Genomic DNA, 15,348 nt, shown 5'->3' with positions numbered 1-15,348 from the left:
AACCTATTTCAGCGCCGCCCGCAAGGGCCGGCGCTTTGTGCTTTGTCTACCCCTGGAGACCCTCTGATGTCTGTTCGTCACTGGCAAGCTGTCCTGCTGACCCTCGTCGTTCTATGTGGCCTTGGCGGCTGTAGCGGCAATTACAAATTCAATGACACCGACTATCGCCCGTTGGGTGATCCGCAAGCGGTCAATCGCGGCAAGTGACCGCAAGGAGCATCAAACATGGAACTGGTTTTCGAAATGCTGAACACCAAGCAGTTCGTGCCCACCGAGTTGTGCCAGAAGACCTTCAAACAGGCCGGCGGCGTGATCGGACGGGGCGAGGACTGCGACTGGATCATCCCTGACCGCAAGCGTCATCTGTCCAATCACCACGCGATTGTCAGCTACCGCGAAGGCACGTTTTTCCTGACCGACACCAGCAGCAACGGTGTTCAGGACGGCACGAGCGGCGCACGCCTGCACAAGGGCGAACCGATGCGCATCGAGCACGGCAGCACCTATGTGCTCGGCGACTTCGAAATTCGCGCGCGCCTTGTGCGTGACCCGGCGACCTTCGACGGCGAAGTCGGCCGTCCGCGTGCGGCCGGCAGCATCATTCCGGACGACGCGTTCCTCGATCTCGACCCGCTCAACGCCCTCGAACAGCAAGAGCGCGTGTACTCGGAAATCGACGAACTGCTGGCGCCGAACACCAAGCCTGAAGACTCCCGTCAGCGTGCCGACTACGCGCGCATCGACATGGAAAGCCTGATGGTGCCGGAGCTGATCGCCGCGCCCGCAGAACCTGAACCCGCTCCGGCACCGAAAGCCGTCGAGCGTCAGAGCGAAGGTTTCTGGGAGCACTTCGGCGCCGCACTCGGCGTTGACGTCAAAGGTCTCGGCCACGACGAACGCGAAGCCCTGGCGCTGAACGCCGCGCGTTTGCTGCGTCAGAGCATCGGCGGTTTGCAGCAGAGCCTGCGTACCCGCTCGGAGCTGAAAAACGAACTGCGTCTGGCCCAGACCACCGTGCAAGGCACCAACAAGAACCCGCTGAAATTCGCCGTCGATCCGAGCGAAGCGCTGGAGATTCTGTTGCAGCCAAGCAAGCCCGGACACCTGCCTGCCGAACAAGCCATCTCCCGCGCGTTCCGCGATTTGCAGGCGCATCAGGTGGCCTTGCTGACCGCCAGCCGCGCCGCCGTGCGCGGCACGCTGGAGCACTTCTCGCCCGAGCAACTGACCTTGCGTTTCGAGCGCGACAGCAAGCCGATGATCGCGACTTCCGGCGGGCGCTGGAGAGCGTTTGGTCGTTATCACCAGGCGCTGCGTCAGGACGATGACTGGAGCGAGCGTCTGCTGGCCCGCGATTTCGCCCAGGCTTACGAAGAACAGATCCGCCTGATCTCCACCCTCCACACCGACCACCAAGGATGATGCGCATGTCTCGCCGTTCGACCGCTTTTTTCAAGACGCTGACTGCGCTCACCGTGCTGGTGCTGCTCGCCGGTTGCTCGTCGCTGTCGCCGTACTCGAAAGTGACCAAGATCAACCTGAAACTGACTGGCAGCGATCAGCTCAACCCGGACCTCAACGGTCGCCCGTCGCCGATTGTGGTGCGCCTGTTCGAACTCAAGCACCCGGTGACATTCGAGAATGCTGATTTCTTCAGCCTTTACGAGCGCGCCAAGGAATCCCTCAACCCGGATCTGGTGGCCAGCGAAGAACTCGAACTGCGTCCGGGTGAAACCGTGGAAATGAAGCTCAGCGTGGAGGAGGGCAGCCTCTACGTCGGCGTCCTCGCCGCCTACCGCGACCTGCCGGAAAGCCAGTGGCGCTACACGGTGCAGATCACCCCGCTGGAAGTCACCGAGGCTGATCTGACCCTCGACCAGGGCGGTATCCGCAACACCCATCAAGTGCTCGCCAAGGCGGATGACTGATCATGAATACCCATAAAGTCATTTGGCAGGAAGGCATGCTGCTGCGTCCGCAGCACTTCCAGCACAACGATCGCTATTACGATCACCAGATGAAAACCCGCACCCAGTTGCTCGGTGGCTACACCTGGGGTTTCCTCAATCTGGAGATCGACTTGCAGTTCCTCAACATGGGCAAACTGGTGATCAGTGAAGCCTCGGGGATTCTGCCGGACGGCAGCCTGTTCGAGCTCGGTGGCAACACCGAACCGCTGGCGCTGGACGTGCCACCGAACACCGGCAACACGCCGATCTATCTGGCGCTGCCGCTGGTCACGGGTAACCACATCGAGTCGCGCCGTCCGGAACAATCAGACGTACTGGCGCGTTACACCGCGTATGACGCCGAAGTGGCCGACTCCAACGCCGGCGACGATTCCGCCAGCCAGGTCAGCTGTGGTCGCCCGGACTTCAAACTGTTGCTCGGCGAGCAGCAGAGCGATCAGGCCTACGTGAAGCTGAAGATCTGCGACGTGCTCGACACCACGCCCGACGGCGTGATCAGTCTCGATCCGGACTTCGTGCCGACTTACATTCAGGCTCACGCGTCCAGCTATCTGCTGTCGTGTCTGAAAGAAGTCATCAGCATGCTCAACCACCGGGGCGACACCATTGCCGAGCGGATTCGCTCCAACGGCAAGGTCGGCGGCGCCGAGGTCGGTGACTTCATGATGCTGCAACTGATCAACCGCACCGAACTGCTGCTGCGTCACTATCTGGGCCTGGAGCAGGTGCACCCGGAAGAGTTGTATCGCACGCTGCTGACCATGCTCGGCGATCTGGCGACCTTCTCCGGCGAGAGCAAACGCCCGCGCCTGGACAGCCGCTACTCCCACGCCGACCAGGGCGGGAGCTTTCGCAAACTGATGGAAGCGATCCGTCAGGTGCTGTCGATGGTGCTCGAACAGCACGCCATCGAACTGATCCTGCAAGCGCGTCAGTACGGCATCATCGTGTCGCCGTTGCACGACCACAAACTGCTCGGCTCGGCGTCGTTCGTGCTGGCAGCCAGTGCCAATTGCGACTCCGAAGAACTGCGCCACCGCTTGCCGGCGCACCTCAAGGTCGGCCCGGTGGAGCGCATCCGCCAGCTGGTCAACCTGCACTTGCCGGGGATCAAGGTCAAACCGTTGCCGGTGGCCCCGCGGCAGATCGCGTTCCACTCCAACAAAACCTATTTCATCCTCGAACTCAGTTCCGAAGACCTGGCACAACTCGAGCGCTCCGGCGGCTTCGCGTTCCACGTGTCCGGCGAATTTGCCGAGCTTGAACTGAAATTCTGGGCCATCAGGAACTGACCGACATGATCAAGGAAACGGATTACAGCCAGGACGACAAAACGGTCTTGCTCGACCGCCAGGGCCACGGCCCGGCGGCGAGTCCGCTGACTGACTTCGCCGCGCCGCCGCGTTTCGAGCAACTGGAAGAACGCATGATCTACGCCGCGCGCCTGCGTCCGGCGGAGGCGTTCAATATCAGCCTCAATTCGCTGGTGGCCGCCTCGTCCGAACTGCTCTCGGAAGTGGTGCGTCTCAAGCACAGCGAAACCCGCGAAGACCTCTACGCGCTCAATGAGCGCCTGACCGCCGGGCTCAAGCTGTTTGAAGTGCGCGCCTTGCACAACGGCGCCGAAAGCAGCCAGGTGATGGCCGCGCGTTACGTGCTCTGCACCGTGGTCGACGAAGCTGTCGTGACCACGCCGTGGGGCAACGAAAGCGAATGGTCGCAGATGAGCCTGCTCAGCAGCTTCCACAACGAAACCTTCGGTGGCGAGAAGTTCTTCCAGCTGCTCGATCGGCTGTCGAAAAACCCGGTCAAGCACTTGCCGATGCTCGAGCTGATGTACCTGTGCCTGTCCCTCGGTTTCGAGGGCAAGTACCGCGTACAGGCGCGTGGCATGCTCGAGCTTGAAGGCATCCGCGATGCCTTGTATCGCCAGATCCGTCAGTTGCGTGGCGACGTGCCGCGTGAGTTGTCGCCGCACTGGGAAGGCCTCAACGATCAGCGCCGCAGTCTGGTGCGCATCGTGCCGGCGTGGATGGTGGTGTTGTTCACTGTCGTCTGTCTGGTGGTGATGTATTCGGGCTTCGCCTGGGTCTTGGGCGAGCAGCGCGAAACCGTTCTGCAACCATACCAGCCGCTTGATCCAGCCGCGGTTCAACCGCAGTCGCAGCCGTAAACAGGGACGTGTGATGAAAAAGTTTTTCAAGAAAGTCGGCGCCTTCCTGCGCCAGACCTGGGTCTGGACCCTGCTGCTGGTGCTGTTCGTGGCACTGCTGGTGTGGTTCGTCGGCCCGTTGTTGGCGGTTGATGATTACAAGTTCTGGGAAAGCGCGACCTCGCGTCTGCTGACCATCAGCGTCTTGTTCCTGATCTGGGGCCTGACCATGGTCTTCGTCAGCTGGCGCGCCGGTATTCGCAAGAAAGCCGTCGAAGAAAGCGAAGACGGCCAGGACCGTATCCGCCGTGAAGAGCAGATCGACGACGAGCAGAAAGAGTTGAAGGCGCGCTTCAAAGACGCGCTGAAAACCCTGAAGACGTCGAGCCTGTATCGTGGTCGCAGCGAGCGCTGGCGCAGTGATTTGCCGTGGTACTTGCTGATCGGTCCGCAAGCCTCTGGCAAAACCAGCCTGCTGGACTTTTCCGGTCTGGAATTCCCGATCAACAAGATCGACCGCAAGCTGACCCGCGACACCCTCGGCACCCGTCATTGCGACTGGTACTTCGCCGATCACGGTGTGCTGATCGACACCGCCGGGCGCTACACCACCCAGCCGGACGCCGAAGTCGACGGCAGTGCCTGGCGCACCTTGCTCGAGCTGCTGCGCAAGCGTCGTCGCGGCCGTCCGTTGAACGGTGTGCTGGTGACCATTCCGGTGGAATCCCTCACCGGTGGCAGCGAGCAAGACATCGACACCCTGGCGCGCCAGGTGCGCGGTCGCTTGCAGGACATTCATCAGAAGCTGCACGTCGATGTGCCGGTGTATCTGGTGCTGAGCAAGGCTGACAAGCTGCTCGGCTTCGACGAGTTCTTCGATCAACTGACCCGCGAAGAAAGCGATCAGGTGCTGGGCACCAGTTTCCGCAAGGAACAGATCGGCACCGACGTGGCTGTGCTGCGCAACGAGTTTGAAGAACTGCTGCGTCGCCTCAACAGCCAGGTGATCATGCGCATGCACTCCGAGCGCGATACCCAGCGCCGTGGTCGCATCCTCGACTTCCCGCATCAACTGGGGCAGATCGGCGAGCGTCTGTGCCTGTTCGTCGACATGGCGTTCACCGGCAACCGCTATCAGCGTGCAACGCAACTGCGTGGTTTCTACCTGACCAGCGCACCGCACCTGACCCAGGAAATGGATTCGACCACCGCCGGCATCGGCGCCAGCCTCGGCATGAATGCCGGTGTGCTGCCGACCCTGCGCAGCGGTCGTTCGCGCTTCATCCACCACCTGCTTAGCCAGGTGATTTTCCCCGAGGCCGATCTGGCCGGTCTGGATAAACGTGAGCGCAGCCGCATCCACTGGGGCCAACGTGCGTTGTATGTCGGCGCACTGGCGGCGCTGGCGCTGTTCGGCATGCTCTGGGCGGGCGGATTCTCGGCCAACTACGAGCGTCTGGAAAACCTGCGCACACTGGCGCAAAACTGGACTCAGCAGCGCTCGGCGCTGACCCCGCGTGATGACGCGATGGGCGTGCTGAAAACCCTCGACACCAGCTACGCCGCCACTCAGGTGTTCCCGAAGAAGGGCGACGTGTCGTACCACGAGCGCGGTGGTCTGTACCAGGGCGAAGACATCAATCCGTCGGTCAAAGCGGCGTACGAGCGTGAGCTCGAAGCGCAACTGCTGCCACGGGTTGCCACGATGCTCGAAGGGCAGATCCGCACCAACATGAAGGACCGCGAAAAGCTGCTCAACAGCCTGCGCGCGTACCTGATGCTGAACATGAAGGATCGCCGCGATGCCGCATGGCTCAAGGACTGGATCGCAAGTGACTGGTCGCAACGCTACACCGGCAACACGGCGGTACAGAACGGCCTGAACGTCCATCTCGAACGCCTGCTGAAGCAACCTTTCATCTACCCGCTGAACGATCAACTGGTAACGCAGGCGCGTCAGGTTCTGCGCAGCGAGTCGCTGGCTACCGTGGTCTATCGCATGCTTCGTGAGCAGGCGCGCGACCTGCCGGAATACCGTTTCAGCCAACACCTCGGCCCGCAGGGTTCGCTGTTTATCGGCACCGAGTACGTGATCCCGGGTTTCTACACGCAAACCGGTTATCAGCAGTATTTCTCGGTACAGGGTTCGGCGCTGGTCACCGACATCCTGCGTGACAACTGGGTACTGGGTGAAGGCGCGGGCATCAGCGACATGGACTTGCGTCGCCTGATGGTCGAACTGGAGCAATTGTATTTCCGCGACTATGCCAACTACTGGAGCGAGGCCGTTGGCCAAGTGGCCTTGCCACCGATCAGCGACGCCGGTGAAGGCGCCGAGCAACTGGCGGGCCTGACTTCGGCCAACTCGCCGGTGCTCGCGTTGCTGACGGAAGTGCGCGAAAACACGCGCTTCGAGGCCGCCGCAGACCCGGTCGAAGAAGCGGGCGAAGCCGCCGATGCGCTGGCCGGGCAGAAAGGCAAACTGGGTAAAGTCGGCAAACTGGCAGCCGCCGCAGCGGACAAGGCTTCGGCCTTGAGCGTCGCGAAAAACCTGCCGGACACCGCCAAGAAATCCCTGCAACGTCGTTTTGAACCGCTGCATCGTTTGCTCGATGACAACAACGGCCCGGCCGCTGACCTGACACCAGCCCTCAGCGCGCTCAACGACCTGCAACTGCAATTGTCCGGCCTGGCCCGTTCCAGTACGCCGGAACAAGCCGCGTTCGAAATGGCCAAAACCCGCATGAGCGGCCAGCGTGATGCGCTGACCAACCTGCGCACCGCTTCGGGTCGCTTGCCGCGTCCGCTGAGCGTGTGGTTCAACGTGCTGGCCGAAGACTCGTGGCGCCTGGTGCTCAACGATGCCTACCAATACCTGAACGGCCGTTATCAGAACGAGCTGTACAGCGTGTATGGCAAAACCATCAGCAAGCGTTATCCGTTCAGCGCCAGCAGCACCAGCGACGTGGCGATCAGCGACTTCCGCGAGTTCTTCCGCGCGCAAGGCACCGTCGACCGCTTCTTCGACAGCTACATGCGTCCGTTCGTCAGCGGTGATCCGGGCAACTACCGGATGCGCAGCGTCGACGGCCACAGCCTGCCGGTGTCCAAGGTCTACCTCGATCAGATGGCGGCTGCGCTGACGATTCGTCAGAGCTTCTTCTCGATCAACCCGGCCGAACCGACCGTGCAGTTCAAACTGGAGCCGTACACCCTCGATCCGGCGGTCAGCCGTTCCGAGTTCAAGTTCGGCGACAAGACCATGGAATACCGTCACGGCCCGATCCTGCCAATGTCGTTCAAATGGCCGACCGATGCTGAAGACGGCCGCACCAGCCTGGTGATGGACAAAATGGCCGGGCGTCCGATCGGCATCGAGAAGAACTCCGGCCCATGGTCGCTGTTCCGTCTGTTCGACCTGATGCAGACCGAGTACCTGAGCGGTCGCGACGTGCTGGTGCTGAAAGCTGACGTAGGTGGCCTGCGCGCCAACTACCTGCTGACCAGCCAACGCTCGCCGAACCCGTTCGACCTCGGCGTATTGCGCACCTTCCGTATGCCGGTGCAGCTCTGATGCTGGTGGCCAGTCCCTGGCGCAGCGCGGCGCGTACCGACCCGGGCAAGGTGCGGGCGCGCAACGAAGATGCCTTCCTCGACCTTCCGCAGCAGGGGCTGTGGGTGGTCGCGGACGGCATGGGCGGTCATCAGGGTGGCGACATCGCCAGCCAGTTGATCGTCGCCAGCCTGGCTGAACTGCCGCAACACGACGACTTCGACGAACGCCTCAAAGCCATCCGCCAATGCCTGCATTGGTTGAACAGGCGTTTGGGGCAGGAGTTGACCGTCACTGCCGGCCGTCACGACAGCATCATGGGCAGCACCGTTGTGGCGCTGCTGGTGGAAGGCAATCGCGCGGCCTGTATCTGGGCCGGCGACAGCCGTTGTTACATGTGGCGCGGGCAGCGTCTGTATCAGCTGTCCAAAGACCATTCGCTGCAGCAGCAACTGATCGACGAGCAGCAAATGAGCGTCGAACAGGCGGCGGCGCACCCGGCGGCTCAGGCATTGACCCGAGCCGTCGGCGCGGCCGACACACTGACCCTGGATGTACTGGAACTTGAGGTCTATCCGGGCGATGCGTTTTTGCTCTGCAGCGATGGTTTGTATCAGGGCCTGAGCAGCGATGCCCTCGGCACCGCCCTCAGCCTCAGCGCGCCGCATGTGGCGCTGGAACGTTTGTTCGACGGCGCCCTGCGGGGCTCCGCTCGCGACAACCTGACTGCCGTGGTAATCCGCCAATGAGTGAAATCGAATCGCCCATCGATGACTTGCTGATGAGTGAAGAACAGGCCAACAACCTGACCTACTTCGCCTTCGCCAAGCCCAATAATGCAGAGCCTTTGCTGGCGCCTACCAAGGCCAGCATTGGTGCACTGCCTGACGTATTGGCGGGCCGTTATCGCCTCGAGCGTCTGCTCGGGGCGGGCGGTATGGGCGCCGTCTACCGGGCAAGGGATCTGCTGCATGAACAGTTCGGTGATCCCGACCCTTACATCGCGCTGAAAATCCTCAGCGAAGAATTTGCCGAATCGCCGGACGCCAGTGCCTTGCTCTACAGCGAGTTCGCGCTGACCCGACGCCTGCGCCACGACAACGTCGTGCGTGCGCACACCTTTGAAGTCGACACCGACTGCCAGCGGGCCTTCATCACCATGGAATACATGCGTGGCCTGACCCTGGACAAATTGCTCTGCGAGCGGCCCCTCGGACTGCCGTGGAAAGAACTGCGCGACATCGTCCTGCCGCTGCTCGACACGTTGGCCTACGCCCACCGTCGCGGCGTGCTGCACGGTGACATGAAACCGAGCAACGTCATGCTCAGCGAAGACGGTTTGCGCCTCTTCGACTTCGGTTTGGGCCAGGCAGAAGAGGGCACCTTGCCCGGCCTGCCGCACCTGAGCCGCGAGCGCTTCAACGCCTGGACCCCGGGCTACGCCGCCCCCGAACTGCTTGAGGGCCAAGCGTTGTCGGCCAGCGCGGACGTGTACGGCGTGGCCTGTGTGATCTATGAACTGGCGAGCGGCAAACACCCGTTCCGCCGCTTGCCCTCGACCCAGGCCCGCGACGAGCATCTGGAGCGTGAGCTGCAAGCCCCGCAGAACTTACCGAAACACGGCTGGCCGGCGCTGCGAACCGCGCTGAGCTTCGACCCGGCAGAGCGCACCATCACTGCCCAACAATTGCGTGACGCTTTGGGCGCCACTTCATCCTGGCTGCAACGTCTGCGGTTTCGGGCGTAACGGATGACATTCGAACAGGGAGCACTTTATGTTCAACTCAGCTAACGAGACCCACTTCAGCCTGACGGTTGAAGACTATGTCGGCGACCTGCAAGTGCTGTCGTTCACCGGCACCGAAGGCATCAGCCAGCCTTATCGCTTCGACCTCGAACTGGTCAGCGAGAACCCGGATCTGGACCTGGAAAAGCTTCTGCACAAGCAGGCATTCCTGGCGTTCGATCCGCAGGGCAGTGGCATCCACGGCCAGATCTACCGCGTCGCCCAAGGCGATGCCGGCAAGCGCCTGACCCGCTACAAAGTGTCGATGGTGCCGCAGCTGCAATACCTGCATCACCGCACCAACCAGCGCATCTACCAGCAGATGTCGGCGCCGAAAATCATCGCGCTGATCCTTGAAGAACACGGCATCAAAGGCAACGCCTACAGCTTCCAGCTGAGCCAGCCGTGCCCGGATCGCGACTATTGCGTGCAGTACGACGAAACCGACCTGCACTTCGTCCAGCGCCTGTGCGAAGAGGAGGGCATTCACTACCACTTCCAGCACAGCGACAAAGCTCACCTGCTGGTATTCGGCGACGACCAGACCGTGTTCCAGAAACTCGGCCAGCCCACCGCCTACGTACAAGGCAGCGGGATGGTCGCCGACGAACCGGTGATCAAAGGCTTCAAACTGCGCCTGGAAACCCGCACCAGCCGCGTCACGCGACGCGATTACGACTTCGAAAAACCGCGCCTGCAAATGGAAGCTGCTTATAAGCCTGAAGGCGAGAGCACCGAACCGGATCTCGAAGACTACGACTACCCCGGCCGCTTCATCGAGCGTGCGCGCGGTAAGTTCCTCAGCCAACGCGCCCTCGAACGCCACCGCGCCGACTATCGTCAGGCCGAGGGTCGTGGCGACCAGACCAAACTGGTCAGTGGCCACTTCATGGAAATGTCCGACCACCCGCGCAGCGAGTGGAACGACCTGTGGCTGCTCACCGAAATCGTCCACGAAGGCAAACAGCCGCAAGTCCTCGAAGAAGGCGTGACCAGCGACACCACCGACAACAAGGACGACTTTCACCAGGGCTACCGCAACACCTTCCTCGCCACCCCATGGGACGTGTTCTACCGCCCCGCGCTGGAACACCCGAAACCCCGCGTCCTCGGCAGCCAGACCGCCCACGTCACCGGCCCCAAAGGCGAAGAAATCCACTGCGACCAATACGGCCGCATCAAAGTGCAATTCCACTGGGACCGCGAAGGCCAGGCCGACGACAAAACCAGCTGCTGGATGCGCGTTTCCAGCTCCTGGGCCGGTGACCGCTACGGCGCGATCAGCATCCCGCGCATCGGCATGGAAGTCCTCGTAACCTTCCTCGAAGGCGACCCCGACCAACCCCTCGTCACCGGCTGCCTGTACCACAAGGAAAACCCGGTGCCGTATGCACTGCCGGCGAACAAAACCCGCAGCGTGTTCAAAACGCTTAGCTCGCCGGGTGGTGGTGGGTATAACGAACTGCGCATTGAAGACAAGAAAGGCGCCGAACAAATCTTCATCCACGCCCAGCGGGACTGGGACGAGAACGTCGAACACGACCAGAAGATTCGGGTCGGGAATGAACGTCATGACACGGTGGTGAAGAACACCTACACCGAGCTGAAAGCCGAGGAACACCGCACCACCATCAGCGACCGCAAGATCGAAGCGAAGCTGGATGATCACCTGACGATTGGGCAAAACCAGCATGTGAAGCTGGGGACTGCGCAACTGACCAGCGTGGGGAAAGAGATACACCTCAAGGCTGGGGACAAGATTGTTATTGAGGCGGGGACAGAGCTGACCATTCTTGGGGGTGGGAGCTTTATCAAGCTGGATGGCGGTGGTGTGACGGTGGTTGGGCCGGTGATCAAGATCAATGCCGGGGGCTCGGCTGGCTCCGGCACCGGGATCGGGATTAAACCGCCGGTGCTGCCGGGGGCGGCGGATAAGGATAAGGCGGGGAGTTTGATGGATCAGGCGTTGGGGAATGCGGTGCCTCAGAAAGCTGACCTTCGACCAATGCGAATGATCAGGTTCTCTGGTTGACCGCCAACGGATCAAAAAGGATTAGGTAAAAGTACAAATGACAGAGCCAGTGAAAGTTAAAAAGTGGTCTTACCCAATAAAGATAGGTGGTGCAGGTGGCACAGATCCACAGCAGTATTACGCGGCATTAGCGAAGGCGCAGGATGGTTATTACCCACTTGGCAGCAATGGCTTGTGGCATGGCGGCGTGCATTTTGATGAGGCTTCTGGATTAGTCTCGGCACAGAGCGAGGTTCGTTGCATCGCTGATGGTCAAGTAGTTGCCTATCGGATCGATGACACTTATCCAGCCACGGTATATACCGACCGTACCGCCTTTGCTTCGACAGGCTTTGTGCTGATTAAGCACGTCTTGGAGGTGCCGTCCCCTCCAGCACCACCTGCCGGAGCAGGTGGACCTCCGCCACCTGCTCCAGCTGCGGGACCGATATTGACGTTTTATAGCCTGTATATGCATCTGTTGGACATGGATGGCTACAGGACGAAAACGCCTATATTGGAGCGGCCGTCCTATTGGGTTAATGGAGGCTACCAAGTAAAAGCGGATGTGAAGGATCCCGTCGAGGGCCTGAATGTGCGCGCAGGGCTTCCAGGAACCACGGATTACACCAATATTCTGACTACATTGCCGCGTGGCACAACCGTCACCACGGGAGGCGCGAGTACAGATGGAAAATGGCTAAAAGTTGTAAGTGTGTCGCCGGAAGCTGACCAATCCGTAGCTGTAGGCGGCTGGGTGTTCAAAACCCAAATGAACAGTAAAGGCCCAGATCAGTACCTGATTGGCGAGCTAGCAAAAAATATACCTGCTAATCAGGCCAAGGGGTTGAGAGTTCGTAGAACGGGGTCGACCACCGGCGAGGTTATGTCGATTCTGCCTGCTGGCACTCAAATTGAAATTAGCCAGGAAGGCGCAGTTGGTAACTATCGAAAACTAGTAAAAGTTGTGAGTGGTAATCCAATTCCTGCACTTGCTGCTGATGAGGCTGGCAATATTGGAGGTTATGTATGGTTTCCCTCTCTTGAAACTAAGACTGAGCCCAAGGATATGGGGAAGGTCGTTTTGCTCGATGAACCTGTGACCATTAAGGCCGGCGCATTGGTTGGTTTTGCAGGTCATTATCAAGAACATGATGAAGGAGCACCTCGCAACCTAGTTCATGTGGAAGTATTCACGTGCGATGACATTGAGAAATTTGTTTCTCTTAGCCAAGGTGCAGCTGCTGCCTTACCAGACGATCAAAAAAATCTGTTAAAGATTCACAAAGATACGAAGCTAATTACTCATCGCCCAGATATAAGTGCGACCAATCCACCACAAGCCAACGACGCCGGTGTGGTGATTGGATATGATCTGGTTGTTCCCTCAAGTGTTTTAGAGGCCCTGCCGGATTCAAAAAAAATCAAACAATCTACCACTACCCCCAGCACAGGCAACGCTCCCGCAACTACAAGTACGACTAGATGGTGGCACCTCGAAGGGATACTGGGGGACGGCCAGGGAAATCCTGTCAGCGGCTGGGTGTGCGATAAGGATTTGATGACCACTCGCCATAAACCGTGGGAATGGGTCGGGTTTAAATTTATTGAAGAGACCGGCAGTAATGCCGATCACTTTTCTTCGTTTCTTCATGATCGCGATATGCTTACCGAGGAAGAAAAAGCTACCTTCGTTCCTCTAGCTAGTAAATCTACTAAAGGCCCGGTAAAGGAAGGGTTGTACGATATTATTGATTCTGATAAGAACGACAAACTGACATCTACTGAAATTCAAGCAGCACTTGCTAAACCTTGGTTCGCGCAATCTATATCTCAGCTTATTACTAAATATGAAAGTGAATGGTTCTATGATGCGGCGAAATGGGATGCCCTGGATGAACTAATGGGGCATTCAGCGGATCGTCCGAATTTAGACTGGGTTGCGCAAAAACAGAGGATTAAGAGTTTGTCTTGGTGGCCAGAGGTTGCACCAAAGGAAAGTTTAAGTCCGGATGGGAAGATATGGCATATACATCCAATAGGTATGGTTGGGAACTTTGATCAGAAAAAGTCGTGTAATTGTAAGGTTGATGTGTATGTTGTTAAGTATGGTAGTTTAAATTTTGGCCCGCAAGTAAAAGGGGAGAGTAAGTTGGGTGACTCACCCCATTGGAACATTATGCAAGCTGCCGGGAAGGTAACCGCTAGCGAAAGAAGAATAATTTCCGCTATGTGTGAGAACGAAGGTAAAATCAATGCTGTACAAGCTTATGATGGTGAGATTGTAACAGCGGGTGCGATGCAGAAAACCATTAAGAAGGAAACGGGTGCAGGTGAGCTTGCTGATCAAGTAAAAAGATTCAAAGATAGATATCTTGATGAATATTTAGAATTGTTTGAGGGGCAAGGGTGGTATCTTGATTTAAGCTCGACTAAACCACAAATGTATTATCAGCACCCAGATTTTTTAGATGGTCATAAGCTTGAGAAGGTCGAGTTAAAAAATGCACTGAGGTTAGGGTGTTCGCAGAGCACGCAGGGGCACTTAATTGAATGTAAACCAGTTTCGGTTTTGTCTTGTGCTATGGGATCCCCATCATATGTCGAGCTTCAGATCTCAGATTTCATTACGCGATTGAGGGGCGTTTTAGTGGAGTCGCCGACCTCGTACAGTTTCAAAATTGCCGAGCTTTTCAAATCAGAGTTTGGGATGGCCACCGTTTTAGACGAGAGTGTGAATCGACCCTCACATGTACCTGATAGTGTGAAAAGAGCTCTGGATAAGTTTTTTCTGGCGCATGCTACTGTAAGTAGAGATGTTACCACGTGGGGTATTAATCACTCAGCGTATGAACGAGAAATTCTTGTGTATTACGGGACTGGAACTAATCGCGGCAATATGACAGATGGACCGATTCGACATAATAATCTCAAGGTGGCCTTGAATGGTTAATAAGTTTCATGCATTTTTTGTGGTGGGTGTTTTGGCAACCTCCCCGTGTCGTGCTGAAGGTGAGCCAGTCGTTGTAAATGGCGTGGACGGTACTTCTGTGCGTTTTAGCGGTTGGGACAAACTTCGTAGTGGGTGGAATAGTGTCGAATATAAAGGGGTAAATGATAATTTTTCTATTTATAGCCTTCCAACCAAGTCGACCCCGTCAGGAATTTCTACATTAATAAGCTTGGAGAATGTGTCTCCTGATAAGAGGAAGATGCTTTTGCTGCGCGTTGTTTCTGGAGAGGTGAGCGATGGTCACGGGTACAGTGAACAATCCGAGCAAGCCTATTGTGATGCGGTTTCCTTAGAGACAGGTTGTGTTGAAAATATTGGTTCTGCACTCCAGTGTGATGGCTCTTGGGTTGGTGCAGTGTGGAAAGACTCTACTGGGGAAGTATATGATTTTGTCAAAAGCAGTTTTCCTCCGAAAAGCATGATAGACCAAGTTTCCAGAATTTCTTCAGTCGAGTTACGAGCGAACTCTATAAAAGATTTGATGTTTATGGGCATCCCCTCATATATGGCTTGCAATCCACCTAAGTCAAATGTGGCAGCGTACAATGATATCGGTTTTTATTTTGCGGAGGGTGGTGAAAATCTGTTAGCTACGCAAGTTTATGAGCGGTTGCTGCCTCTTGCGCCGGATAGAGTGCCGTTGAAACTTAATATGGCAGACTCGCTTTGGGCGCTCGGTAAACATAATGAAGCAAAGAATTATTATGTTGAATATCGTTCAGTGATGGCGAAAAAAGGCTTGTCAGGAAAAATTCCTGCACGAGTTGGAGAACGCTTGGATCCGAATAAATAGAGCATAGCTATTGGATGAAAATGGGGGCAAACCACGCTTTAGTAATAATCAGGAAGCATATGTCTGTCCC

11 protein-coding genes are annotated in these 15,348 nt (G+C 57.8%); all 11 read left to right on the top strand.

Features of this window, described 5'->3' with window-relative positions; genetic code table 11:
- Positions 1-66: 66 nt before the first annotated feature.
- From ICA15_RS12875 to ICA15_RS12825, 11 genes are read left to right on the top strand one after another with little or no spacing between them, the layout of a single operon-like run.
- Positions 67-207 (top strand): type VI secretion protein, encoded by a 141-nt coding sequence (locus ICA15_RS12875; RefSeq protein ID WP_150616891.1) that lies wholly within the window; start codon positions 67-69, stop codon positions 205-207.
- Positions 208-225: 18 nt separating this feature from the next.
- Positions 226-1,422 (top strand): type VI secretion system-associated FHA domain protein TagH, encoded by a 1,197-nt coding sequence (gene tagH / locus ICA15_RS12870; RefSeq protein WP_210553342.1) that lies wholly within the window; start codon positions 226-228, stop codon positions 1,420-1,422.
- A gap of 5 nt (positions 1,423-1,427) precedes the next feature.
- The gene (tssJ, locus tag ICA15_RS12865; RefSeq protein ID WP_210553343.1) at positions 1,428-1,928 is read left to right on the top strand and encodes a type VI secretion system lipoprotein TssJ; all 501 of its coding nucleotides are present in this window, start codon (positions 1,428-1,430) and stop codon (positions 1,926-1,928) included.
- 2 nt (positions 1,929-1,930) lie between these two features.
- Positions 1,931-3,262 (top strand): type VI secretion system baseplate subunit TssK, encoded by a 1,332-nt coding sequence (gene tssK / locus ICA15_RS12860; protein ID WP_007920300.1) that lies wholly within the window; start codon positions 1,931-1,933, stop codon positions 3,260-3,262.
- Between the two features lie 5 nt (positions 3,263-3,267).
- The gene (gene icmH, locus ICA15_RS12855) at positions 3,268-4,143 is read left to right on the top strand and encodes a type IVB secretion system protein IcmH/DotU (RefSeq protein ID WP_150604656.1); all 876 of its coding nucleotides are present in this window, start codon (positions 3,268-3,270) and stop codon (positions 4,141-4,143) included.
- Positions 4,144-4,156: 13 nt separating this feature from the next.
- A complete protein-coding gene (gene tssM, locus ICA15_RS12850; RefSeq protein ID WP_210553344.1) occupies positions 4,157-7,696 on the top strand; it encodes a type VI secretion system membrane subunit TssM in 3,540 nt (1,179 codons plus the stop codon).
- Positions 7,696-8,424, top strand: a complete 729-nt coding sequence (locus tag ICA15_RS12845) for a PP2C family protein-serine/threonine phosphatase (protein ID WP_042561783.1) — start codon at positions 7,696-7,698, stop codon at positions 8,422-8,424. Before tssM ends, ICA15_RS12845 begins: the two co-directional genes overlap by 1 nt.
- The gene (locus tag ICA15_RS12840; RefSeq protein WP_150616888.1) at positions 8,421-9,422 is read left to right on the top strand and encodes a serine/threonine-protein kinase; all 1,002 of its coding nucleotides are present in this window, start codon (positions 8,421-8,423) and stop codon (positions 9,420-9,422) included. The genes ICA15_RS12845 and ICA15_RS12840 overlap by 4 nt, the downstream gene beginning before the upstream one ends.
- 28 nt (positions 9,423-9,450) lie before the next feature.
- Entirely contained in the window at positions 9,451-11,493 is a 2,043-nt protein-coding gene (locus ICA15_RS12835; RefSeq protein ID WP_210553345.1) for a type VI secretion system tip protein VgrG, read from the top strand.
- A gap of 37 nt (positions 11,494-11,530) precedes the next feature.
- Complete coding sequence (locus ICA15_RS12830) at positions 11,531-14,425, top strand: SH3 domain-containing protein (protein ID WP_210553346.1); 2,895 nt, start codon at positions 11,531-11,533, stop codon at positions 14,423-14,425.
- Positions 14,418-15,278 (top strand): tetratricopeptide repeat protein, encoded by an 861-nt coding sequence (locus tag ICA15_RS12825; RefSeq protein ID WP_210553347.1) that lies wholly within the window; start codon positions 14,418-14,420, stop codon positions 15,276-15,278. The genes ICA15_RS12830 and ICA15_RS12825 overlap by 8 nt, the downstream gene beginning before the upstream one ends.
- Positions 15,279-15,348: the final 70 nt, after the last annotated feature.

The sequence above is a fragment of the Pseudomonas sp. P116 genome, from assembly GCF_020149425.1.
GTDB lineage: Bacteria > Pseudomonadota > Gammaproteobacteria > Pseudomonadales > Pseudomonadaceae > Aquipseudomonas > Aquipseudomonas anatoliensis.
This window is presented reverse-complemented; position numbering and strand designations above follow the sequence as displayed.

What these genes read in the sequence shown, in the direction of transcription:
- ICA15_RS12875 (WP_150616891.1), top strand. Translation starts at nt 67, where the DNA reads ATGTCTGTTCGTCACTGGCAAGCTGTCCTGCTGACCCTCGTCGTTCTA.
- tagH (WP_210553342.1), top strand. Translation starts at nt 226, where the DNA reads ATGGAACTGGTTTTCGAAATGCTGAACACCAAGCAGTTCGTGCCCACC.
- tssJ (WP_210553343.1), top strand. Translation starts at nt 1,428, where the DNA reads ATGTCTCGCCGTTCGACCGCTTTTTTCAAGACGCTGACTGCGCTCACC.
- tssK (WP_007920300.1), top strand. Translation starts at nt 1,931, where the DNA reads ATGAATACCCATAAAGTCATTTGGCAGGAAGGCATGCTGCTGCGTCCG.
- icmH (WP_150604656.1), top strand. Translation starts at nt 3,268, where the DNA reads ATGATCAAGGAAACGGATTACAGCCAGGACGACAAAACGGTCTTGCTC.
- tssM (WP_210553344.1), top strand. Translation starts at nt 4,157, where the DNA reads ATGAAAAAGTTTTTCAAGAAAGTCGGCGCCTTCCTGCGCCAGACCTGG.
- ICA15_RS12845 (WP_042561783.1), top strand. Translation starts at nt 7,696, where the DNA reads ATGCTGGTGGCCAGTCCCTGGCGCAGCGCGGCGCGTACCGACCCGGGC.
- ICA15_RS12840 (WP_150616888.1), top strand. Translation starts at nt 8,421, where the DNA reads ATGAGTGAAATCGAATCGCCCATCGATGACTTGCTGATGAGTGAAGAA.
- ICA15_RS12835 (WP_210553345.1), top strand. Translation starts at nt 9,451, where the DNA reads ATGTTCAACTCAGCTAACGAGACCCACTTCAGCCTGACGGTTGAAGAC.
- ICA15_RS12830 (WP_210553346.1), top strand. Translation starts at nt 11,531, where the DNA reads ATGACAGAGCCAGTGAAAGTTAAAAAGTGGTCTTACCCAATAAAGATA.
- ICA15_RS12825 (WP_210553347.1), top strand. Translation starts at nt 14,418, where the DNA reads ATGGTTAATAAGTTTCATGCATTTTTTGTGGTGGGTGTTTTGGCAACC.